The sequence below is a fragment of the Citrobacter sp. Cs237 genome (genome assembly GCF_030332325.1).
In the GTDB taxonomy this organism is placed as follows: Bacteria; Pseudomonadota; Gammaproteobacteria; order Enterobacterales; family Enterobacteriaceae; genus Citrobacter_A; species Citrobacter_A sedlakii.
Genome location: NZ_JAOWIB010000098.1, coordinates 1 through 20,282 on the forward strand (window position 1 = coordinate 1; position 20,282 = coordinate 20,282).

The 20,282-nt window shown below is 51.4% G+C and carries 35 protein-coding genes; 6 read left to right on the forward strand and 29 right to left on the reverse strand.

What is annotated here, in order from left to right:
- Positions 1 to 314: 314 nt before the first annotated feature.
- Positions 315 to 869, forward strand: coding sequence for a gamma carbonic anhydrase family protein (locus tag OGY07_RS08290; protein ID WP_286599893.1), 555 nt, complete (start codon positions 315 to 317; stop codon positions 867 to 869).
- On the opposite strand, the gene OGY07_RS08295 is transcribed toward OGY07_RS08290, so the two are convergent.
- Genes OGY07_RS08295 through dprA form a run of 6 tightly spaced genes read right to left on the reverse strand, consistent with a single transcriptional unit; the run spans position 845 to position 4,637 of the window.
- On the reverse strand, positions 845 to 1,102 hold the full coding sequence (locus OGY07_RS08295) for a DUF1488 family protein (RefSeq protein WP_042293067.1): 258 nt from the start codon (positions 1,100 to 1,102) through the stop codon (positions 845 to 847). The genes OGY07_RS08290 and OGY07_RS08295 overlap by 25 nt on opposite strands.
- Positions 1,099 to 1,917: a shikimate dehydrogenase gene (aroE, locus tag OGY07_RS08300; protein WP_286599895.1), complete on the reverse strand. Its 819-nt coding sequence runs from the start codon at positions 1,915 to 1,917 to the stop codon at positions 1,099 to 1,101. Before aroE ends, OGY07_RS08295 begins: the two co-directional genes overlap by 4 nt.
- A 4-nt stretch (positions 1,918 to 1,921) precedes the next feature.
- Entirely contained in the window at positions 1,922 to 2,494 is a 573-nt protein-coding gene (tsaC, locus tag OGY07_RS08305; protein ID WP_286599897.1) for an L-threonylcarbamoyladenylate synthase type 1 TsaC, read from the reverse strand.
- Entirely contained in the window at positions 2,487 to 3,041 is a 555-nt protein-coding gene (locus OGY07_RS08310; protein WP_286599899.1) for a DNA topoisomerase family protein, read from the reverse strand. The genes tsaC and OGY07_RS08310 overlap by 8 nt, the downstream gene beginning before the upstream one ends.
- 26 nt (positions 3,042 to 3,067) lie before the next feature.
- Positions 3,068 to 3,541, reverse strand: coding sequence for a DUF494 family protein Smg (gene smg, locus OGY07_RS08315; RefSeq protein WP_181822455.1), 474 nt, complete (start codon positions 3,539 to 3,541; stop codon positions 3,068 to 3,070).
- Positions 3,513 to 4,637, reverse strand: a complete 1,125-nt coding sequence (gene dprA / locus OGY07_RS08320) for a DNA-protecting protein DprA (RefSeq protein WP_286599903.1) — start codon at positions 4,635 to 4,637, stop codon at positions 3,513 to 3,515. Before dprA ends, smg begins: the two co-directional genes overlap by 29 nt.
- 129 nt (positions 4,638 to 4,766) lie before the next feature.
- Here dprA and def point away from each other — a divergent pair, with 129 nt between their 5' ends.
- The 5 genes from def to mscL all read left to right on the forward strand — a co-directional run bounded on the left by def (position 4,767) and on the right by mscL (position 9,531).
- Positions 4,767 to 5,276, forward strand: coding sequence for a peptide deformylase (gene def, locus OGY07_RS08325; protein WP_060570674.1), 510 nt, complete (start codon positions 4,767 to 4,769; stop codon positions 5,274 to 5,276).
- Between the two features lie 14 nt (positions 5,277 to 5,290).
- Entirely contained in the window at positions 5,291 to 6,238 is a 948-nt protein-coding gene (gene fmt / locus OGY07_RS08330; RefSeq protein ID WP_060570675.1) for a methionyl-tRNA formyltransferase, read from the forward strand.
- A gap of 52 nt (positions 6,239 to 6,290) precedes the next feature.
- Positions 6,291 to 7,580, forward strand: a complete 1,290-nt coding sequence (gene rsmB / locus OGY07_RS08335) for a 16S rRNA (cytosine(967)-C(5))-methyltransferase RsmB (RefSeq protein ID WP_205613263.1) — start codon at positions 6,291 to 6,293, stop codon at positions 7,578 to 7,580.
- 21 nt (positions 7,581 to 7,601) lie between these two features.
- Positions 7,602 to 8,978: a Trk system potassium transporter TrkA gene (gene trkA / locus OGY07_RS08340; protein ID WP_042293086.1), complete on the forward strand. Its 1,377-nt coding sequence runs from the start codon at positions 7,602 to 7,604 to the stop codon at positions 8,976 to 8,978.
- Between the two features lie 139 nt (positions 8,979 to 9,117).
- Positions 9,118 to 9,531, forward strand: coding sequence for a large-conductance mechanosensitive channel protein MscL (gene mscL, locus OGY07_RS08345; RefSeq protein WP_042293089.1), 414 nt, complete (start codon positions 9,118 to 9,120; stop codon positions 9,529 to 9,531).
- Here mscL and arfA read toward each other — a convergent pair.
- The 23 genes from arfA to rplP form a co-directional block, all read right to left on the reverse strand.
- On the reverse strand, positions 9,528 to 9,746 hold the full coding sequence (gene arfA, locus OGY07_RS08350) for an alternative ribosome-rescue factor ArfA (RefSeq protein WP_042293091.1): 219 nt from the start codon (positions 9,744 to 9,746) through the stop codon (positions 9,528 to 9,530). The two genes, mscL and arfA, sit on opposite strands and share 4 nt — an antisense overlap.
- Positions 9,747 to 9,802: 56 nt before the next feature.
- Entirely contained in the window at positions 9,803 to 10,228 is a 426-nt protein-coding gene (zntR, locus tag OGY07_RS08355) for a Zn(2+)-responsive transcriptional regulator (protein ID WP_042293092.1), read from the reverse strand.
- 10 nt (positions 10,229 to 10,238) lie between these two features.
- Positions 10,239 to 10,607 (reverse strand): DnaJ family domain-containing protein, encoded by a 369-nt coding sequence (locus tag OGY07_RS08360; protein WP_042293094.1) that lies wholly within the window; start codon positions 10,605 to 10,607, stop codon positions 10,239 to 10,241.
- Between the two features lie 108 nt (positions 10,608 to 10,715).
- Positions 10,716 to 11,102, reverse strand: a complete 387-nt coding sequence (gene rplQ / locus OGY07_RS08365) for a 50S ribosomal protein L17 (RefSeq protein ID WP_001216372.1) — start codon at positions 11,100 to 11,102, stop codon at positions 10,716 to 10,718.
- A gap of 40 nt (positions 11,103 to 11,142) precedes the next feature.
- Positions 11,143 to 12,132, reverse strand: coding sequence for a DNA-directed RNA polymerase subunit alpha (locus tag OGY07_RS08370; RefSeq protein ID WP_001162094.1), 990 nt, complete (start codon positions 12,130 to 12,132; stop codon positions 11,143 to 11,145).
- Positions 12,133 to 12,157: 25 nt separating this feature from the next.
- Entirely contained in the window at positions 12,158 to 12,778 is a 621-nt protein-coding gene (rpsD, locus tag OGY07_RS08375; protein ID WP_012908432.1) for a 30S ribosomal protein S4, read from the reverse strand.
- 33 nt (positions 12,779 to 12,811) lie between these two features.
- Entirely contained in the window at positions 12,812 to 13,201 is a 390-nt protein-coding gene (gene rpsK / locus OGY07_RS08380) for a 30S ribosomal protein S11 (RefSeq protein ID WP_001029684.1), read from the reverse strand.
- Between the two features lie 16 nt (positions 13,202 to 13,217).
- Positions 13,218 to 13,574: a 30S ribosomal protein S13 gene (gene rpsM / locus OGY07_RS08385; protein ID WP_012908431.1), complete on the reverse strand. Its 357-nt coding sequence runs from the start codon at positions 13,572 to 13,574 to the stop codon at positions 13,218 to 13,220.
- A gap of 146 nt (positions 13,575 to 13,720) precedes the next feature.
- Positions 13,721 to 13,837: a 50S ribosomal protein L36 gene (gene rpmJ / locus OGY07_RS08390; RefSeq protein WP_000868187.1), complete on the reverse strand. Its 117-nt coding sequence runs from the start codon at positions 13,835 to 13,837 to the stop codon at positions 13,721 to 13,723.
- Positions 13,838 to 13,868: 31 nt separating this feature from the next.
- Entirely contained in the window at positions 13,869 to 15,200 is a 1,332-nt protein-coding gene (gene secY, locus OGY07_RS08395; protein ID WP_001118864.1) for a preprotein translocase subunit SecY, read from the reverse strand.
- 7 nt (positions 15,201 to 15,207) lie between these two features.
- Positions 15,208 to 15,642, reverse strand: a complete 435-nt coding sequence (rplO, locus tag OGY07_RS08400; protein WP_012908430.1) for a 50S ribosomal protein L15 — start codon at positions 15,640 to 15,642, stop codon at positions 15,208 to 15,210.
- Positions 15,643 to 15,645: 3 nt separating this feature from the next.
- Positions 15,646 to 15,825 carry a 50S ribosomal protein L30 gene (gene rpmD / locus OGY07_RS08405; RefSeq protein ID WP_001140434.1) on the reverse strand — a complete coding sequence of 60 codons (180 nt, stop codon included), beginning with the start codon at positions 15,823 to 15,825 and terminating at the stop codon, positions 15,646 to 15,648.
- A 3-nt stretch (positions 15,826 to 15,828) separates the two neighbouring features.
- Positions 15,829 to 16,332 (reverse strand): 30S ribosomal protein S5, encoded by a 504-nt coding sequence (gene rpsE, locus OGY07_RS08410; RefSeq protein WP_000940121.1) that lies wholly within the window; start codon positions 16,330 to 16,332, stop codon positions 15,829 to 15,831.
- 14 nt (positions 16,333 to 16,346) lie between these two features.
- Complete coding sequence (rplR, locus tag OGY07_RS08415; protein WP_000358960.1) at positions 16,347 to 16,700, reverse strand: 50S ribosomal protein L18; 354 nt, start codon at positions 16,698 to 16,700, stop codon at positions 16,347 to 16,349.
- A gap of 9 nt (positions 16,701 to 16,709) precedes the next feature.
- The gene (gene rplF / locus OGY07_RS08420; RefSeq protein ID WP_012135817.1) at positions 16,710 to 17,243 is read right to left on the reverse strand and encodes a 50S ribosomal protein L6; all 534 of its coding nucleotides are present in this window, start codon (positions 17,241 to 17,243) and stop codon (positions 16,710 to 16,712) included.
- Positions 17,244 to 17,255: 12 nt separating this feature from the next.
- Complete coding sequence (rpsH, locus tag OGY07_RS08425; protein ID WP_000062611.1) at positions 17,256 to 17,648, reverse strand: 30S ribosomal protein S8; 393 nt, start codon at positions 17,646 to 17,648, stop codon at positions 17,256 to 17,258.
- 33 nt (positions 17,649 to 17,681) lie between these two features.
- Positions 17,682 to 17,987 (reverse strand): 30S ribosomal protein S14, encoded by a 306-nt coding sequence (rpsN, locus tag OGY07_RS08430; RefSeq protein WP_012135425.1) that lies wholly within the window; start codon positions 17,985 to 17,987, stop codon positions 17,682 to 17,684.
- 14 nt (positions 17,988 to 18,001) lie between these two features.
- Entirely contained in the window at positions 18,002 to 18,541 is a 540-nt protein-coding gene (rplE, locus tag OGY07_RS08435) for a 50S ribosomal protein L5 (RefSeq protein ID WP_001096202.1), read from the reverse strand.
- Between the two features lie 14 nt (positions 18,542 to 18,555).
- Positions 18,556 to 18,870 (reverse strand): 50S ribosomal protein L24, encoded by a 315-nt coding sequence (rplX, locus tag OGY07_RS08440; protein WP_000729185.1) that lies wholly within the window; start codon positions 18,868 to 18,870, stop codon positions 18,556 to 18,558.
- A gap of 10 nt (positions 18,871 to 18,880) precedes the next feature.
- Positions 18,881 to 19,252 carry a 50S ribosomal protein L14 gene (rplN, locus tag OGY07_RS08445; protein WP_002919748.1) on the reverse strand — a complete coding sequence of 124 codons (372 nt, stop codon included), beginning with the start codon at positions 19,250 to 19,252 and terminating at the stop codon, positions 18,881 to 18,883.
- A 162-nt stretch (positions 19,253 to 19,414) separates the two neighbouring features.
- Positions 19,415 to 19,669 (reverse strand): 30S ribosomal protein S17, encoded by a 255-nt coding sequence (gene rpsQ / locus OGY07_RS08450; protein ID WP_002438707.1) that lies wholly within the window; start codon positions 19,667 to 19,669, stop codon positions 19,415 to 19,417.
- Positions 19,669 to 19,860 carry a 50S ribosomal protein L29 gene (gene rpmC / locus OGY07_RS08455; protein ID WP_000644742.1) on the reverse strand — a complete coding sequence of 64 codons (192 nt, stop codon included), beginning with the start codon at positions 19,858 to 19,860 and terminating at the stop codon, positions 19,669 to 19,671. The genes rpsQ and rpmC overlap by 1 nt, the downstream gene beginning before the upstream one ends.
- Entirely contained in the window at positions 19,860 to 20,270 is a 411-nt protein-coding gene (gene rplP / locus OGY07_RS08460) for a 50S ribosomal protein L16 (RefSeq protein WP_000941208.1), read from the reverse strand. Before rplP ends, rpmC begins: the two co-directional genes overlap by 1 nt.
- Positions 20,271 to 20,282 lie beyond the last annotated feature (12 nt).

Below are 20,282 nucleotides of genomic sequence, written 5' to 3' on the forward strand. Positions count from 1 at the left end.
TTCAGCGCTCTGTCGCGAGGTGGCGTATATTACGCTTTCCTCTTTCAGAGTCAACCCTGAATTTCAGGATTTTTCTCTTCGTTGTGACGACCATCTTGTGAAGCGTTTCACTTTGTCGTCTCAACGGAGGCGCATTATAGGGATCCCAATTTTTTGCACAAGCCTTTTTTCGATCTTTTTTTCCATTTGCTGATTTTTCACTCCTTTCGTTTCATTCCTGCGCAATGTGACGCTTTTTTGATAGCTAAATCACTTGCACAAGGCCAGAAATGCAACCAAAGTCATCATTACTGTTCTCTTTATCTGAGGTAAACATGTCTGACGTATTACGCCCTTATAAGGATCTTTTTCCGCAGATCGGACAACGCGTGATGCTCGATCGCAGCAGCGTTATCATTGGCGATGTTCGTCTGGCAGACGATGTCGGGATCTGGCCGCTTGTCGCGATCCGTGGCGATGTAAATTACGTTGAGATTGGCGCACGCACCAATATTCAGGATGGCAGCGTCTTACACGTCACTCACAAATCGCCTTCCAATCCTGAAGGTAATCCACTGATCGTGGGCGAAGATGTCACTGTTGGACATAAAGTAATGCTCCACGGCTGCATTATTGGCAACCGCGTCCTGGTCGGAATGGGCTCGATTCTGTTAGATGGCGCGATCATTGAAGATGACGTGATGATTGGCGCCGGCAGTCTGGTGCCGCAAAACAAACGTCTGCAAAGCGGCTATCTGTATCTGGGAAGCCCGGTTAAACAGATCCGGCCTCTAACGGAAGATGAGAAAATGGCGTTGCGATATTCCGCCAACAACTACGTGAAATGGAAAGACGAGTATCTGACTCAGGACAACCAGATCCATCCCTGATCGTCTTCCTGCTGGGACTGGATCAAGGCTTCAGCCTCTTCTTCCAGATCCCAGCGGTGCTCACAAAAGTGAGCCAGCCATTCCTCCGCCGTTTCGCCACCAAAGCGTTTCGCCAGCGATTCCCCCTTTATGGCACACATTAACTGCATGCCATTCACCAGCGCCGGGAAGCAAACAGCGCATTCATCCACACGCCATTCCTCTCTGTCAGGAAACAGAATCGCCTGGTTCATGCAGACAACTCCTGCTTGAGGCGCGCAATCACCGGTTCGATTTCGGGTAAAATACCATGCCAGAGCAAAAAGGCATGAGCAGCCTGCCCTACCAGCATTCCCAGGCCATCGGCAACGCGCTTCGCGCCATGTTGTTCACACCACAAGAGAAAAGGCGTCCGTCCCTGCTGGTAAAGCATGTCGTAACAACAGACCGAGGGATAAATCAGCGACGCAGGGATCGCCGGGATCTCACCATTGAGTCCGCTGGATGTGGCATTGATGATCACATCAAAGTGATGGTCTGCCAGTTCATCCATGCCCAGCGCCTGCACACTACCGGTATGCGCAAAGACCTTCGCCAGTTCCTGAGCCCGGGATGCCGTTCGGTTGACAATGGTCACGCCACAATCCAGAGAAAGTAACGGTAACAGAACCCCACGCGCTGCCCCGCCAGCGCCGATCAGCAAAATTCGCTGCCCCGGTTGAATAAAGGATAAACGTTCAAGATCGCTTAACAAACCGATACCGTCAGTGTTATCTCCGAGTAGACGACCATCCTCAAGTCGTTTGATCGTATTCACTGCGCCAGCCAGCGCCGCACGCTCCGTCAATTCATCCGCACGGGCAAAAGCCTCTTCTTTAAAAGGCACCGTGACGTTCGCCCCTTTGCCTCCCCCGGCAAAAAAAGCGTTTAACGTCTTAACAAAGTCATCCACGGGCGCCAGTACGCGACCATACGGGTGATCGATTTGCAACTGCTGCGCAAATTGCTGATGAATAAACGGTGACTTACTGTGTGCTATCGGATGGCCGAAAACAGCATAGGTTTCCATTCTCTTACCCCTGTCGAAACAGTTCGCCCGTTAATGCATCGCGAATTTCAGAAGGATTCAAACGACCGCCCGTTTCGCCTTCCACAATCGGGAAGTCGTCGCCGAATTGCGCCCGCACATCTTCCGTTGTGCGACACGGCGGCAGTCCGCTCAGGTTGGCGCTGGTTGATACCAGCGGTTTGCCATACGCCTTACACAGGGCGACCACCAGCGGATGATCTGTCACACGTACCGCCAGTGAATTGAAGCGACCTGTTAGCCAGCGTGGCGTGCTCTCAGGCGCAGGGAAAACAAAGGTTACCGGCCCTGGCCAACATGCAAATACAGCTTCACGCTGTGCTTCGGTGAGCATACTGTCGTCAATATATGGTCTGAGTTGTTCAAAATTTGCGGCGATCAAAATCAGCCCTTTGTCTACCGGGCGTTGTTTGAGCGCCAGCAGACGATTTACAGCCATTTCGCTGTCGGGATCGCACCCGACACCAAATACAGCTTCCGTTGGATAGGCGATGACATTTTTATTATTAAGTTCCTCTACCGCTGCGGCGATAGAGTCTGTTGGCAGGTTATTAATCACTTTTTTGTTCCGCCGAAACCGGCTTTCCACATTGTTTACTGGCGCAGAAGTGCTTAACACCTTGCGCGGTTTTCTTTTCGATAAGGAGCGGATAGTGACACTCAGGGCACTCTCCAGCTATCGGTTTGGCGTTAATGACAAACTGGCATTCCGGATAGCGATCGCAGGAATGAAAGGTTTTGCCATAACGGGAACGCCGCTGAACCAGGTGACCAGTCAGGCATTGAGGGCAGGTTATTGCGGTTTCGTCTGGCTTATCAATCATCTCGGTATGATCACATTCCGGATAATTGCTGCAGCCGATAAACATACCAAATCGCCCCTGTCGTAGCACCAGCTCGGCGCCGCAATCGGGGCAGAATTTCCCCTCCAGAACTTTGACAATATGTCCGTCCGCCGTGGATTTCAGCGGACGAATATAGTCGCATTCCGGATAGTGAGAGCATCCGAGAAACGGACCGTGTTTCCCGGAGCGAATAACCAGTTCAGCCCCACACTGTGGGCAGGGCTCATTTTTACGCACCGCAAACAGTGCTGATTTAGCCATAACAACTCATGCTGGATTAAGATTGATTAATGCAGCATACCTTCATTCACTTCAAAGAGTAATTCTTCCATTTGCTGGTAGGCATTTTCACATCCTGGAATGTTAAACAGCACCATTAATATGACCCATTTCAGATCTTCCAGGTCGAATTCTGCGGTATCCAGCGCGAGTACGCGTTCAATCACCATTTCTCGCGTTTCGAGGTTTAGCACCTGAATCTGCTCGAGGAATAACAAAAATCCCCGGCAGTTGGCATCCAGACGATCGCACTCTTCTGGAGTATAAATACGAACAGAGAGAGGATCGGAAGCAAGCTGCATTGGCTCAGCAAGCCCTTCCTGATAGTCAGCCAGCTTTTCCAGCCACAGGAGTGCATTGTAGATGTCTTCACGATCAAAACCGGCGTCGGTAAGATCCCGTTCAAGTTTGTCCTGATCCACACGTAATTCCGCTTCGTTGTGGATATACGTTTCAAACAAATACATTAGTACGTCGAACATGGCATGCCCTCCTCAATCGGACATAGCCGCCGGGTACAGCTGCGATCCATCCTGCTAACTCCAGTTCGAGTAGCTGAGCCACTACCGCTGGCACAGGTTGGCCGGCACGTTCAGCGACGACGTCAACAGGTGTTACCTCATCTCCTACGTTAGCCAGGAGCTCGGGAAATGGCAATGCCGCAGCTTCGCGATCTGGTGAATAAAGTGAATTTTCAGGCTCATCTGGCAGCCAATGTAAGCCATACTGCAAATTTTCCACGATTTCCTCTGGCGAAGTCACAAGTGTGGCGCCCTGCTTCACGAGCCAATGCGGCCCTTCGCTTCCCGGGTTCCCTATTGGCCCCGGTAAAGCAAACACTTCCCTGCCTTGCTCTATCGCGCAGCGTGCAGTCACCAGAGATCCGCTACGCTGCGCTGCCTCTACCACCAGCACGCCTTTGCTCAGGCTGCTGATGATACGGTTTCGTCGGGGAAAATTGCGCGGGAGCGGGTGCATTGCCAGCGGAAATTCGGATACCAGCGCCCCGCCCGCGTCGAGCAATCGCTCTGCCAGATAGCCATGACTACGTGGATAGATAACCTCGAGACCGCTGCCCAACACAGCGATACTTTTACCCTGTGCCTGGATTGCCGCAGTATGCGCTATTCCATCAATGCCGCGCGCCAGTCCACTGGTGATCGTGATTCCCCAACCTGCGAGCTTTTCGCAGAACATCCGCCCCCATCGTTCTCCGTACCAGGAAGGCGTACGACTTCCCACCACCGCCAGCTGTACGTCATGAAGACAGGCAAGGCTTCCGGAAACAAACAGGGCGCCAGGATAATCGTCAATAGCACGAAGTTGGGTTGGATAATGATCATCATCCGCCAGTAATAAATAATGATGAGGCGCCTCAAGCCAAAGCAGCGTTTTCTCCCGTTCTTCATCCGAAAGCGAGAAAAAGCGTTTAATCCAGGAGGGCGAAAACCCCGCGTGGCGAAGCACCGCGGCATCAATATGTGGCTGTGCGATAAGCCAGTGTGCGATGCGCAGCATCTCGTCGCCGCACAATTCACTCACCCGCATTAAACGTAGCCAAATCTCTGTACGGTTCATCCTTGTCCCCCTGCCACAGGCAGTCTCAGCAATCTTTGCGATTGGTCACTGATGCTGTCAATCAGAGGGGGATTTGTCTAGAATAGAGGTAATAATCTTTTCAACTCCTGAACACAACTCTGGATAACTATGTCAGTTTTGCAAGTGTTACATATTCCGGACGAGCGCCTTCGCAAAGTCGCAAAACCGGTTGAAGAAGTGAATGCAGACATTCAGCGTATCGTCGATGATATGTTCGAGACGATGTACGCAGAAGAAGGTATTGGCCTGGCAGCGACGCAGGTTGATATTCATCAGCGGATAATCGTGATTGACGTCTCTGAAAACCGCGACGAGCGCCTGGTGCTCATTAACCCGGAACTGCTGGAAAAAGAAGGCGAGACCGGTATCGAAGAAGGGTGCCTGTCGATTCCGGAACAGCGCGCTTTGGTGCCACGTGCGGAAAGAGTGAAAATTCGCGCGCTCGATCGCGAGGGTAAACCATTTGAGCTGGAAGCCGACGGCCTGCTGGCTATTTGTATCCAACACGAAATGGATCATTTAGTCGGTAAACTGTTTATCGATTATTTGTCGCCGCTGAAGCAGCAACGTATTCGTCAGAAAGTTGAAAAACTCGACCGCCTGAACGCACGAGCTTAAGGACAAGAATCAACGTGTCAGACTCACTACGTATTATTTTTGCGGGTACACCTGACTTTGCAGCGCGTCATCTTGACGCGCTGTTGTCTTCTGGACACAACGTTGTCGGCGTGTTTACCCAGCCCGACCGCCCGGCAGGCCGCGGCAAGAAACTCATGCCCAGCCCGGTAAAAGTGCTGGCGGAAGAAAAAGGCATTCCCGTATTCCAACCCGCCTCATTACGCCCGCAGGAAAACCAGCACCTGGTTGCCGATCTGCACGCAGACGTTATGGTTGTCGTAGCGTATGGTCTGATTCTTCCCAAAGCGGTGCTGGATATGCCGCGGCTCGGTTGCATTAACGTCCACGGTTCCTTGCTCCCACGCTGGCGTGGCGCGGCGCCGATTCAACGTTCGCTTTGGGCTGGCGATGCCGAAACAGGCGTAACCATTATGCAGATGGACGTTGGTCTGGATACGGGCGATATGCTCTACAAGCTCGCTTGTCCGATTACCGCAGAAGATACCAGCGGTACGCTGTACGACAAGCTGGCAGAGTTGGGCCCGCAGGGTTTGATCGAAACGCTGAAACAATTAGCCGAAGGGCGGACAAAACCAGAAGCTCAAGATGATGCGCTGGTTACCCACGCTGAGAAACTCAGCAAAGAAGAAGCCCGAATTGACTGGTCGCTTTCCGCAGCGCAACTGGAACGCTGCATTCGCGCGTTCAACCCCTGGCCGATGAGCTGGCTGGAAATTGACGGTCAGCCGGTGAAAGTCTGGCAGGCGTCCGTTGTGGCTGCTGCCACCCAGGCTCAGCCCGGGACTATTCTGGACGCGACAAAACACGGCATTCAGGTTGCCACAGGCGACGGCATTTTAAATTTGCTCTCGTTGCAGCCCGCCGGAAAAAAAGCCATGAGCGCGCAGGATCTTTTAAATTCACGTCGGGAATGGTTCATTCCTGGCAACCGTCTGGCCTGACGGTCACTTCTTACTCCGCCCGGTGTCGCCGGGCATTTTTATTTTTGCGGTTATGAATAAGAAACTCAACTTACGCAGTATGGCGGCGCAAGCCATTGAACAGGTCGTCGAGCAAGGACAATCATTGAGCAATGTTCTGCCGCCGATGCAACAAAAGGTTTCCGACAAAGATAAGGCACTGCTGCAGGAGTTGTGCTTTGGGGTGCTGCGCACGCTGTCACAACTGGAGTGGCTGATCAGCAAGCTCATGTCTCGCCCAATGACGGGCAAGCAGCGTACCGTGCATTACCTGATTATGGTCGGATTCTACCAACTGCTGCATACGCGCATTCCCCCTCACGCTGCGCTGGCCGAAACGGTCGAGGGCGCAGTCGCCATCAAGCGCCCTCAACTGAAAGGCCTTATCAACGGCGTGTTACGTCAGTTCCAGCGTAAGCAGGATGAGCTGCTGGCGGAATTTTCTAACACTGAAGCGCGTTTTTTGCATCCTTCCTGGCTGCTTAAGCGCCTGCAAAAAGCCTGGCCGGAACGATGGGAAGCTCTTGTCGAGGCCAACAACCAGCGCCCACCGATGTGGTTGCGGGTAAACCGCACGCATCATTCACGAGACGCCTGGCTGGCACGACTGGAAGAAACAGGCATGACAGGCTTCACCCACCCGGCATACCCTGACGCGGTACGCCTGGAAACGCCTTCACCAGTGCATGCGCTTCCTGGCTTCGACGAAGGCTGGGTCACCGTTCAGGACGCTTCCGCTCAGGGCTGCGTCACCTTTCTTGCGCCGCAAAACGGCGAACATATATTAGATTTATGCGCGGCGCCAGGCGGTAAAACCACGCACATCCTCGAAGCGGCCCCCGAAGCCGATGTTCTGGCCGTGGATGTTGATGAACAGCGGCTCTCTCGCGTTTATGACAACCTTAAACGTCTCGGGATGAAAGCGACCGTTAAGCAAGGCGACGGACGTTATCCGGCGCAGTGGTGCGGCAAGCAGCAGTTTGATCGTATTTTACTGGACGCTCCCTGCTCTGCCACTGGCGTTATCCGTCGCCATCCAGACATAAAATGGCTGCGTCGGGATCGGGACATTGCCGAACTGGCGAAGTTACAGGCAGAAATACTGGATGCCATCTGGCCGCATCTGAAATCAGGCGGGACGCTGGTGTACGCAACCTGTTCAGTACTGCCGGAAGAGAACAGTCTACAGGTTAAAGCTTTCCTGCAACGCACAGCAGACGCCATTCTCAGCGAAACCGGTACGCCTGAACAACCTGGCCGGCAAAATCTGCCTGGCGCAGAAGAAGGTGATGGCTTCTTTTACGCTAAGCTAATCAAAAAGTGATGAGATAACGGGTCACGACTGATGAAAATAATCATTCTGGGCGCAGGGCAGGTTGGCGGCACACTGGCAGAAAACCTGGTTGGCGAAAACAACGATATCACCGTGGTCGATACTAACGGGGAGCGTCTGCGAAGCTTACAGGATAAGTTCGATTTGCGCGTGGTGCAGGGCCACGGTTCACATCCTCGCGTTCTGCGTGAGGCCGGGGCTGACGATGCCGATATGTTGGTAGCTGTAACCAGTTCCGATGAAACAAACATGGTCGCCTGCCAGGTGGCCTATTCTTTATTCAACACACCGAATCGTATCGCGCGTATACGCTCTCCTGACTACGTTCGCGATGCAGACAAACTGTTTCATTCTGAGGCCGTACCTATCGATCATCTCATTGCCCCGGAGCAACTGGTTATCGATAGCATTTACCGGCTGATCGAATATCCCGGCGCACTGCAGGTGGTTAACTTTGCGGAAGGCAAGGTCAGCCTGGCTGTCGTTAAGGCTTACTACGGCGGTCCGCTGATCGGGAATGCCCTGTCAACCATGCGTGAGCACATGCCGCATATTGATACGCGAGTCGCGGCTATTTTTCGTCACGATCGTCCTATCCGCCCACAGGGATCAACCATTGTCGAAGCCGGGGATGAAGTCTTCTTCATTGCGGCTTCTCAGCATATCCGCGCGGTAATGAGCGAGTTGCAGCGGCTGGAAAAACCGTACAAACGCATCATGCTGGTTGGCGGCGGTAATATCGGCGCAGGTCTGGCGCGTCGCCTGGAAAAAGATTACAGCGTGAAGCTGATCGAACGCGATCAGCAACGGGCGGCAGAACTGGCTGAAAAACTGCAAAATACGATCGTCTTTTTTGGCGATGCGTCGGATCAGGAGTTGTTAACCGAAGAACATATTGATCAGGTCGATCTCTTTATTGCGGTGACCAACGACGATGAAGCGAATATCATGTCGGCAATGTTGGCTAAACGGATGGGCGCAAAAAAGGTGATGGTGCTGATCCAGCGCCGCGCTTATGTCGACCTCGTTCAGGGGAGCGTCATAGATATCGCCATATCACCGCAGCAGGCAACGATATCAGCGTTGCTCAGCCACGTCCGTAAGGCGGATATTGTAGGCGTTTCCTCTTTACGCCGTGGCGTGGCGGAAGCCATTGAAGCTGTGGCGCACGGGGATGAGAGCACCTCCCGCGTGGTGGGCCGGGTTATTGATGAAATCAAACTGCCGCCAGGAACAATTATTGGCGCCGTGGTCCGTGGCAATGACGTCATGATTGCGAATGACAATTTGCGCATCGAGCAAGGCGATCATGTCATTATGTTTTTGACCGACAAAAAGTTTATTACCGACGTCGAACGCTTATTCCAGCCAAGCCCTTTCTTCCTGTAACTGAGAAGGGTGCATTATTAGCACCCTTTTTAATCCACTGATTTGACAAGGTTAATTCGAACATTTATCTCATGACATAAATGGAAATTGCCTTAACATTTGTTAAACTTATTATCGTCAGCTGCTTGGGAGAATAAAAATGAGCATTATTAAAGAGTTTCGCGAATTCGCGATGCGCGGGAATGTTGTCGATTTGGCAGTGGGTGTCATTATTGGTGCGGCGTTCGGTAAGATTGTTTCATCACTGGTTGCCGATATCATCATGCCACCGCTGGGATTATTAATTGGCGGGATCGATTTCAAACAGTTTGCCTTTACGCTACGTGAGGCGCAGGGCGACATCCCGGCTGTTGTGATGCATTACGGTGTGTTTATTCAGAACATCTTTGATTTCGTGATTGTCGCGTTTGCTATCTTCATGGCGATCAAGTTGATTAACAAACTCAACCGTAAGAAAAAAGAAGAGCCGGCGGCGCCACCCGCTCCGACAAAAGAAGAAGTGCTACTCACTGAAATTCGTGACCTGCTCAAAGAACAAAATAACCGTTCTTAACTGCTCGCTAAAAGCAGAAGGCCAGTGGTAAAAAAGTGATTCACTTTCTTGCCACTGGCCTCCCAGTTCCCGCGATTGCCGTGTTTTCCTTTACGTAAATAACTGCCTTTCCCTTTCTTGTTCTTTTCCACGCGTTGCCTGAAAAGTGGGTCATGCAGTAGTGCCTCTATGGCGTTGTCTTTGATCTGCCCTTTCGTATGTTGATAACGGCTCATAATCACTCCAGTTGTAGGATTTAACGGCGCGAGTGTAATCCTGATGGTTGACTAAATCAACAGCCTGACTTTATTCCACTGGCGCCTTGCTCCAGGGCCTCGAGAATCGAACAGTAAACGCTACTGTGCGCCGTACCACAACAGGCGTCATTCAGTCGTTGCAGGGAACGCTGCATTGTTTGCAGTTCCGCTATTCTTGCTTCAACTTCTTTCAGCCTCTCCTGCACGATCCCTTTTGATTCCTGGCAGGTATGATGCTCGGGATCGATACGGATCGACAGCAGTTCGCGGATCGACTCGAGTGTAAAACCAAGCTGTCGCGCGTAGCGGATAAATTTCAGACGTTGAAGATCGTTTTCGGTATACAAGCGAAACCCACCTTCAGTACGGACTTCATGTTCCATCATCTGCTGTTTCTCATAATAGCGGATGGTGTCCGGCGTAACCTCGGCCAGCTTTGCTAACTCTCCAATACGATACATCTCTTCTCCTTTAACGCTCACTGATTTTATGCGACAGCTTTTTGGCATATTCACCGCGAAGAAATTCCGTACTCACCCCGGCCTGTCTGAGCTTGAGCTCCAGTAATGACAAACGACGACTGACTTCCTGATACTGAGGATCATCCTGTCGAATCCCGTTTAGCAAATCCAGCAGCGCAATCGCTTCTTTACGCTGTTCCAGTTCAGGGGGAAGACAGCCTGCATTTTTCAGTAAGCGATAGCCAGCGCGTAGTTCAGCCGGAACATGCGAGTCGTCATCCAGAATGAGCGGCTCTCCGCGTCCGGGCAGATGGTCAAATTCGCCTTTACTCTGCGCTTCAAGGATATGGCGCTCCGCCCACTGGTCCAGTAACCACATACAACGCTCCAGGGGATGAACAAAAAGAATACAAATTATTGTAGATAAGTGGGGATGCTGCGGATATAAAAAAACCCGCCGGAGCGGGTTTTTTTACGTTACTACAGATTACTCTGCAGCAGCTTCTGCTTTCGACTCAGAGCGATCAACCAGCTCGATGTAAGCCATCGGCGCGTTGTCGCCTGCACGGAAGCCACACTTCAGAATGCGAGTGTAACCACCGGCGCGGCTCGCGAAACGCGGGCCCAGCTCGTTAAACAGTTTTGCCACGATCTCGTTATCACGAGTGCGGGCGAATGCCAGACGACGATTAGCTACGCTATCAGTCTTGGCAAGAGTAATCAGCGGCTCAACTACGCGGCGCAGCTCTTTCGCTTTAGGCAGGGTCGTCTTGATGATTTCATGACGAACCAGTGAACCTGCCATATTGCGGAACATAGCCTGGCGATGGCTGCTGTTGCGGTTCAGTTGACGACCACTCTTACGATGGCGCATGACCTTATCCTTCTCAGTAAAACCTTAACCTGCGATCCGGTTACTCGTCAGCGATGCTTGCCGGTGGCCAGTTTTCCAGGCGCATACCCAGAGACAGCCCACGGGAAGCCAGCACGTCTTTAATCTCAGTAAGAGATTTTTTACCAAGGTTAGGCGTCTTAAGAAGCTCAACCTCAGTACGCTGTACCAGATCACCGATATAGTGGATAGCTTCTGCTTTGAGGCAGTTAGCAGAGCGGACAGTCAATTCCAGATCGTCAACAGGGCGCAGCAGGATCGGATCGAATTCTGGTTTCTCTTCTTTCACTTCCGGCTGACGTACATCACGTAAGTCAACGAAAGCTTCCAGTTGTTCAGCCAGAATGGTCGCCGCACGACGAATCGCCTCTTCAGGATCGATTGTGCCGTTGGTTTCCATTTCGATGACCAGCTTGTCCAGGTCGGTACGCTGTTCTACACGCGCTGCTTCAACATTGTAGGCGATACGCTCTACAGGGCTATAGCATGCGTCGACCAGCAGACGGCCGATTGGGCGCTCATCTTCTTCCGAATGAATTCGGGTAGAAGCCGGCACATAACCACGACCGCGCTGAACTTTGATACGCATGCTAATAGACGCGTTCTCATCGGTCAGGTGGCAGATCACGTGCTGCGGCTTGACGATTTCGACATCACCGTCGTGGGTAATGTCGGCTGCAGTCACAGGGCCAATGCCAGATTTATTCAAGGTAAGAATAACTTCATCTTTACCCTGAACTCTCACCGCCAGCCCTTTCAGGTTGAGCAGGATTTCCAGGATGTCTTCCTGAACGCCTTCTTTGGTGCTGTACTCATGTAGTACACCATCAATCTCAACCTCGGTCACCGCGCAACCCGGCATCGATGAGAGCAGAATACGGCGCAGTGCGTTACCTAAAGTATGGCCAAAGCCACGCTCTAAAGGCTCAAGGGTCACCTTGGCGTGCGTCGAACTCACTTGCTCGATATCTACCAGGCGCGGTTTTAGAAACTCTGTCACAGAACCCTGCATTGTGTCCTCTCTTTGGTACTAAGCTTTACTTGGAGTAAAGCTCGACGATCAGGTGTTCGTTAATGTCCGCAGACAGATCAGAACGCTCAGGCTTACGCTTGTACGTACCTTCCATCTTGCCAGCATCAACTTCCAGCCAGGTTGGCTTTTCACGCTGCTCAGCCAGCTCCAGAGCGGCTTTCACGCGAGACTGCTTCTTCGCTTTCTCACGAATGCTAACAACGTCATTCGGACTAACCTGATAAGAAGCGATGTTAACAACACGACCGTTTACCATAACAGCTTTATGGCTAACCAGCTGACGTGCTTCTGCACGAGTGGCGCCGAAGCCCATACGGTATACAACGTTGTCCAGACGACCTTCCAGCAGAGCCAACAGGTTTTCACCGGTGTTGCCTTTCAGACGTGCTGCTTCTTTGTAGTAGTTACGGAACTGACGCTCCAGCACACCGTAGATACGGCGAACTTTTTGCTTTTCACGCAACTGCACACCATAGTCAGACAGACGCGGTTTACGCGCACCGTGCTGGCCAGGAGCTTGTTCAATTTTACACTTGGTATCGATCGCGCGAACGCCGGACTTAAGGAATAAGTCGGTGCCCTCACGACGGCTCAGCTTGAGCTTAGGACCCAAATATCTTGCCATTTTCTTTCTCCAACAAACCTGGAAAACGAAGCGTTATACGCGACGTTTTTTCGGCGGACGACAACCGTTATGAGGGATCGGAGTCACATCAGTAATATTAGTGATGCGGAAACCAGCGGCGTTCAGAGCACGAATAGTAGATTCGCGGCCTGGACCCGGACCTTTAACCATAACTTCCAGATTCTTGATGCCGTATTCTTTAACGGCGTCAGCGCAACGCTCTGCTGCAACCTGAGCTGCGAACGGAGTGGATTTGCGAGAACCACGGAAACCGGAACCACCGGCTGTTGCCCAACCCAGCGCGTTACCCTGACGATCGGTAATAGTCACGATGGTGTTGTTGAAAGAAGCATGGATATGAGCCACGCCGTCAGAGACTTGTTTTCTTACACGTTTACGTGCACGAATTGGTGCCTTTGCCATTATTCAATCACCCCGATTATTTCTTGATCGGTTTGCGCGGACCCTTACGGGTACGTGCGTTGGTCTTGGTACGCTGACCGCGAACCGGGAGACCACGACGATGACGCAAACCGCGATAGCAACCAAGATCCATCAGGCGCTTGATGCTCATGCTGATTTCACGGCGCAGATCACCTTCAACGACAAATTTGGCAACTTCGTCACGCAGCGTGTCGATTTGTCCTTCAGACAGCTCACTGATCTTAACATTTTCAGCGATACCCGCTGCAGCCAGGATGGCTTTAGAACGGGTCTTACCGATGCCGTAGATCGACGTTAATGCGATCACAGCATGTTTCTGATCAGGAATGTTAATGCCTGCTATACGGGCCACTATGCACTCCTACTATTTAATATGTACGCACCATGCTGAAAAGCCCGTTTTCAGGATACTCAAATGGAAACGTACAGACATACAAAAGATTGGCTGGCTAATCTAGCCAGCTCAACCCAACTTTGCAAGAAAAATATGCGAATAAATCAGCCTTGGCGCTGTTTATGCTTCGGCTCGGCACTGCAAATCACACGGATGACACCATCACGCTTAACGATTTTGCAGTTACGGCATAATTTCTTGACGGAAGCACGAACTTTCATTTTTACTCTCCGTAACTTCTCGGGCGACCAATTAACGGCCGTAGCCTTTCAGGTTCGCCTTCTTCAATGCAGACTCATACTGACTGGACATCATCAGAGTTTGCACTTGAGCCATAAAGTCCATAATCACGACAACAACGATAAGCAGTGAGGTCCCACCGAAGTAGAACGGTACTTTCATTGCATCACGCATGAACTCCGGGATCAGGCAGATAAAGGTAATGTATAGCGCACCGACCAGAGTCAGGCGGGTCATTACTTTATCGATATACTTCGCCGTTTGCTCTCCCGGACGAATTCCTGGTACAAATGCACCGGACTTCTTCAGGTTATCTGCTGTTTCACGCGGGTTGAAGACCAACGCCGTGTAGAAGAAACAGAAGAAGATGATTGCAGACGCATAGAGTAACACATAAAGCGGTTGCCCAGGCTGCAAATACAGCGAAATTGTTGTCAGCCAGTTCCAACCAGTACCGCCCCCGAACCATGACGCGATGGTTGCCGGGAACAGAATAATACTGGAAGCGAAGATAGCCGGGATAACCCCCGCCATATTCACTTTCAGCGGTAAATGTGTGCTCTGTGCAGCATAGACACGACGACCTTGCTGACGTTTCGCGTAGTTTACCACAATGCGGCGTTGACCACGCTCAACAAATACAACAAAGAACGTCACTGCAAATACTAATACTGCAACCAACAGCAACACGAGGAAGTGCAGGTCGCCTTGACGCGCTTGCTCGATAGTATGGGCGATGGCTGGCGGGAGACCCGCGACAATACCGGCGAAGATAATGATTGAGATACCGTTACCGATACCTCGTTCAGTAATCTGTTCGCCCAACCACATCAGGAACATGGTTCCCGTGACCAGACTTACAACAGCGGTGAAATAGAATGCAAAGCCCGGGTTCATCACCAGGCCTTGCATACCAGGCATATTCGGCAGACCGGTAGCAATACCGATCGACTGGAATATTGCCAGCACCAGAGTACCGTAACGGGTGTACTGGCTGATCTTACGACGACCAGACTCCCCTTCTTTCTTAATTTCCGCCAACGTTGGATGAACCACCGTCAGCAGCTGGATAATAATCGATGCCGAAATGTACGGCATAATACCCAGGGCAAAGATAGAAGCACGGCTGAGAGCACCACCAGAGAACATGTTGAACATCTCAATGATGGTGCCTCGCTGTTGCTCAAGCAGTTTGGCAAGTACAGCGGCATCAATACCAGGGATCGGAATAAAAGAGCCAATACGGAACACAATCAGCGCACCGATAACAAACAGCAGTCTGCGTTTCAGCTCGCCTAAGCCACCTTTGGCACTTTGAAAATCTAATCCCGGTTGTTTAGCCATCTGCTACTTATTCCTCGATTTTACCGCCAGCAGCTTCGATAGCAGCACGAGCGCCTTTAGTAACACGCAGGCCACGAACAGTTACCGGAGTAGTGACTTCACCAGACATGATCACTTTCGCGAACTCGATCTGGATACCGATAATGTTAGCCGCTTTCAGCGTGTTCAGGTCTACAACGCCGCCTTCTACTTTCGCCAGATCAGACAGACGAACTTCGGCTGTAATCGCTGCTTTACGAGAAGTGAAGCCGAATTTCGGCAGACGACGGTACAGAGGCATCTGACCACCCTCGAAACCGCGACGTACGCCACCGCCAGAACGAGACTTCTGACCTTTGTGACCACGACCACCGGTTTTACCGAGGCCAGAACCGATACCACGACCCAGGCGTTTACCCGCCTTTTTGGAGCCTTCGGCCGGAGACAGAGTATTTAAACGCATCTCTTACTCCTCAACTTTAACCATGAAGGAAACCGCGTTGACCATACCACGAACGGCAGGAGTATCCTCACGTTCTACGGTGTGACCAATACGACGCAGACCCAGGCCAAGCAGCGTTGCCTTGTGTTTCGGCAGACGACCGATTGCACTGCGGGTTTGAGTAATTTTAATAGTCTTTGCCATGGTTTATTTCCCCAGAATTTCTTCAACGGATTTACCACGCTTGGCAGCGACCATTTCTGGAGAATTCATATTTTCCAGGCCATCAATAGTTGCACGAACCACGTTGATCGGGTTGGTGGAACCGTATGCTTTAGCCAGAACGTTATGAACCCCAGCAACTTCCAGAACGGCGCGCATTGCACCACCGGCGATGATACCGGTACCTTCGGAAGCTGGCTGCATGAATACACGAGAACCCGTGTGAACACCTTTAACCGGGTGTTGCAGGGTGCCGTTGTTCAGCGCGACGTTAATCATATTGCGACGGGCTTTTTCCATCGCTTTCTGGATCGCTGCTGGAACTTCACGCGCTTTACCGTAACCAAAACCAACGCGACCGTTACCATCGCCAACTACAGTCAGAGCTGTGAAGGAGAAAATACGACCACCTTTAACGGTTTTAGATACGCGGTTTACCGCGATCAGCTTTTCCTGCAGTTCGCCAGCTTGTTTTTCGATGTGAGCCATCTTACACCTCTACCTTAGAACTGAAGGCCAGCTTCACGGGCAGCATCTGCCAGTGCCTGGACACGACCATGATATTGGAACCCGGAACGGTCAAAGGACACATCTTTGATGCCTTTTTCCAGAGCGCGTTCAGCGACAGCTTTACCCACAGCTGCAGCCGCGTCTTTGTTACCGGTGTACTTCAGTTGTTCAGCGATAGCTTTTTCTACAGTAGAAGCAGCTACCAGAACTTCAGAACCGTTCGGTGCAATTACCTGTGCGTAAATGTGACGCGGGGTACGATGTACCACCAGGCGAGTTGCGCCCAGCTCCTGGAGCTTGCGGCGTGCGCGGGTCGCACGACGGATACGAGCAGATTTCTTATCCATAGTGTTACCTTACTTCTTCTTAGCCTCTTTGGTACGCACGACTTCGTCGGCGTAACGAACACCCTTGCCTTTATAAGGCTCAGGACGACGGTAGGCGCGCAGATCTGCTGCAACCTGGCCGATCACCTGCTTATCAGCGCCTTTCAGCACGATTTCAGTTTGAGTCGGGCACTCTGCAGTAATCCCAGCCGGCAGCTGATGGTCAACAGGATGAGAGAAACCTAAGGACAGGTTTACTACATTCCCTTTAACCGCTGCACGATAACCTACACCAACCAGCTGCAGCTTCTTAGTGAAGCCTTCGGTAACACCGATAACCATTGAGTTCAGCAGGGCACGCGCGGTACCAGCCTGAGCCCAACCGTCTACGTAACCATCACGCGGACCGAAGGTCAGTGCATTATCTGCATGTTTAACTTCAACAGCATCGTTGAGAGTACGAGTCAGCTCGCCGTTTTTACCTTTGATCGTAATAACCTGACCGTTGATTTTTACATCAACGCCGGCAGGAACAACGACCGGTGCTTTAGCAACACGAGACATTTTTTCCTCCGATTAGGCTACGTAGCAGATAATTTCGCCACCAAGACCAGCCTGGCGCGCTGCACGATCAGTCATAACACCTTTAGAGGTAGAAACAACCGCGATACCCAGACCCGCCATAACTTTCGGCAGCTCATCTTTACGTTTGTAGATGCGCAGACCTGGGCGGCTGACACGCTGAATGCTTTCTACAACAGCTTTACCCTGGAAATACTTAAGAGTCAGTTCCAGTTCCGGCTTGGTGTCGCCTTCAACTTTAAAATCTTCGATAAAACCTTCTTCCTTCAGCACGTTGGCGATTGCCACTTTCAGCTTGGAGGAAGGCATGGTGACCGCAGCTTTGTTCGCGGCCTGACCGTTACGGATACGGGTCAGCATATCCGCGATCGGATCTTGCATGCTCATCTGTCTTTACTCCCGTGATTCAATTGGTGACAATTACCAGCTAGCCTTTTTCAAGCCTGGTACTTCACCGCGCATTGCGGCTTCACGTAGCTTGATACGGCTCAACCCGAACTTGCCCACATAGCCATGTGGACGACCTGTTTGACGGCAGCGGTTACGCTGACGAGACGGGCTGGAATCACGCGGCAGAGTCTGCAGCTTAAGAACAGCGTTCCAACGATCTTCGTCGGAAGCGTTCACATCAGAGATGATCGCTTTCAGTTCAGCGCGTTTCGCGAAGTATTTATCAGCTAAAGCTACGCGTTTTACTTCGCGTGCTTTCATTGATTGCTTAGCCATTCAGTAACCCTACCTTACTTGCGGAACGGGAAGTCAAAGGCAGCCAGCAGAGCACGGCCTTCTTCGTCAGATTTCGCAGTAGTGGTAATGGTAATATCCAAACCACGAACGCGGTCGACTTTATCGTAGTCGATTTCTGGGAAGATGATCTGCTCACGGACACCCATGCTGTAGTTACCACGACCATCGAAAGACTTAGCGGACAAGCCACGGAAGTCACGGATACGCGGTACAGCAATAGTGATCAGGCGCTCAAAGAACTCCCACATGCGTTCGCCACGCAGAGTTACTTTACAGCCGATCGGATAGCCCTGACGGATTTTGAAGCCTGCAACAGATTTGCGTGCTTTGGTGATCAGCGGTTTTTGACCGGAGATTGCTGTCAGGTCAGCTGCTGCGTTATCCAGCAGTTTCTTGTCAGCGATCGCTTCACCAACACCCATGTTCAGGGTGATCTTCTCGACCCGAGGGACTTGCATGACAGAATTGTAGTTAAACTCAGTCATGAGTTTTTTAACTACTTCGTCTTTGTAGTAATCATGCAGTTTCGCCATCGTACTACTCCAAATTACTTGATAGTTTCGCTATTAGACTTGAAGAAACGGACTTTTTTACCGTCTTCGAATCTAAAGCCTACACGGTCAGCCTTGCCGGTTGCCGCATTGAAGATTGCAACGTTAGAAACCTGAATAGCAGCTTCTTTTTCAACGATGCCGCCTGGTTGGTTCAGAGCCGGAACCGGCTTCTGGTGTTTCTTAACCAGGTTGATACCTTCAACAATGACCTTGCCGGAAGACAGGACATTCTTAACTTTACCGCGCTTACCTTTATCTTTACCGGTTAACACGATAACTTCGTCATCACGACGGATTTTCGCTGCCATGATTCGCTCCTTAGAGTACTTCTGGTGCCAGAGAGATAATTTTCATGAACTTCTCGGTACGAAGCTCACGAGTTACCGGCCCAAAAATACGCGTACCGATAGGCTGCTCGCTGTTATTGTTCAGAATAACGCATGCATTACCATCGAAGCGAATGACAGAACCGTCCGGGCGACGAACACCCTTCTTGGTGCGCACCACTACCGCCTTCAGCACATCACCTTTTTTGACCTTACCACGCGGAATTGCTTCTTTGATGGTGATCTTGATGATGTCGCCTACGCCTGCGTAGCGACGGTGCGAGCCACCCAGAACCTTGATACACATTACGCGACGTGCACCGGAGTTGTCGGCGACGTTCAGCATAGTCTGTTCTTGGATCATTTTAGTGCTCCGCTAATGTCAACTACTACTGAGACCCGAAATCAGGTCGTTAAAAAAGCCCCATATCGGGGGCGCGGCATTATAACACCGCTCAAACGATATGGGTAGAAAAAATAAACGGCCCATCGCTGAGCCGTTTATTCGTTGAGAATGCGTACTGTATTACAGAACCGCTTTCTCTACAACGCGAACCAGCGTCCAGGACTTAGTCTTGGACAGCGGACGGCATTCACGGATTTCAACCTTGTCGCCGATACCGCATTCGTTGTTCTCGTCATGTACGTGCAGTTTGGTCGTACGCTTGATGAATTTACCGTAGATCGGGTGTTTCACAAAACGTTCGATAGCAACAACAATGGATTTCTCCATTTTGTCGCTAACAACGCGACCTTGCAGAGTACGGATTTTATCGGTCATTACGCACCCGCCTTCTCAGTCAGTAAAGTCTTAACGCGTGCGACATCGCGACGCACTTGCTTCAACAGGTGAGACTGTTGCAGCTGGCCACTTGCAGCCTGCATACGCAGGTTGAACTGCTCACGCAGCAGGTTCAGCAGCTCGGTGTTCAGCTCTTCAACGCTCTTCTCACGCAGCTCTTTTGCTTTCATTACATCACCGTCTTAGTTACAAAGGTGGTTTTAATCGGCAGTTTCGCTGCTGCCAGCTTGAATGCTTCACGGGCCAGCTCTTCCGGTACGCCGTCCATTTCATACAGGACTTTACCCGGCTGAATCAAGGCAACCCAATACTCCACGTTACCTTTACCTTTACCCATACGCACTGCCAGCGGCTTTTCAGTGATCGGTTTGTCCGGGAATACACGGATCCAGATCTTACCTTGACGCTTAACTGCACGGGTCATAGCACGACGTGCTGCTTCGATCTGACGGGCAGTCAGACGACCACGGCCAACAGCTTTCAGACCGAAGCTGCCGAAGCTAACATCCGCGCCTGCAGCCAGACCGCGGTTACGGCCTTTGTGCATCTTACGGAATTTTGTACGCTTTGGTTGTAACATCAGCGACGCTCC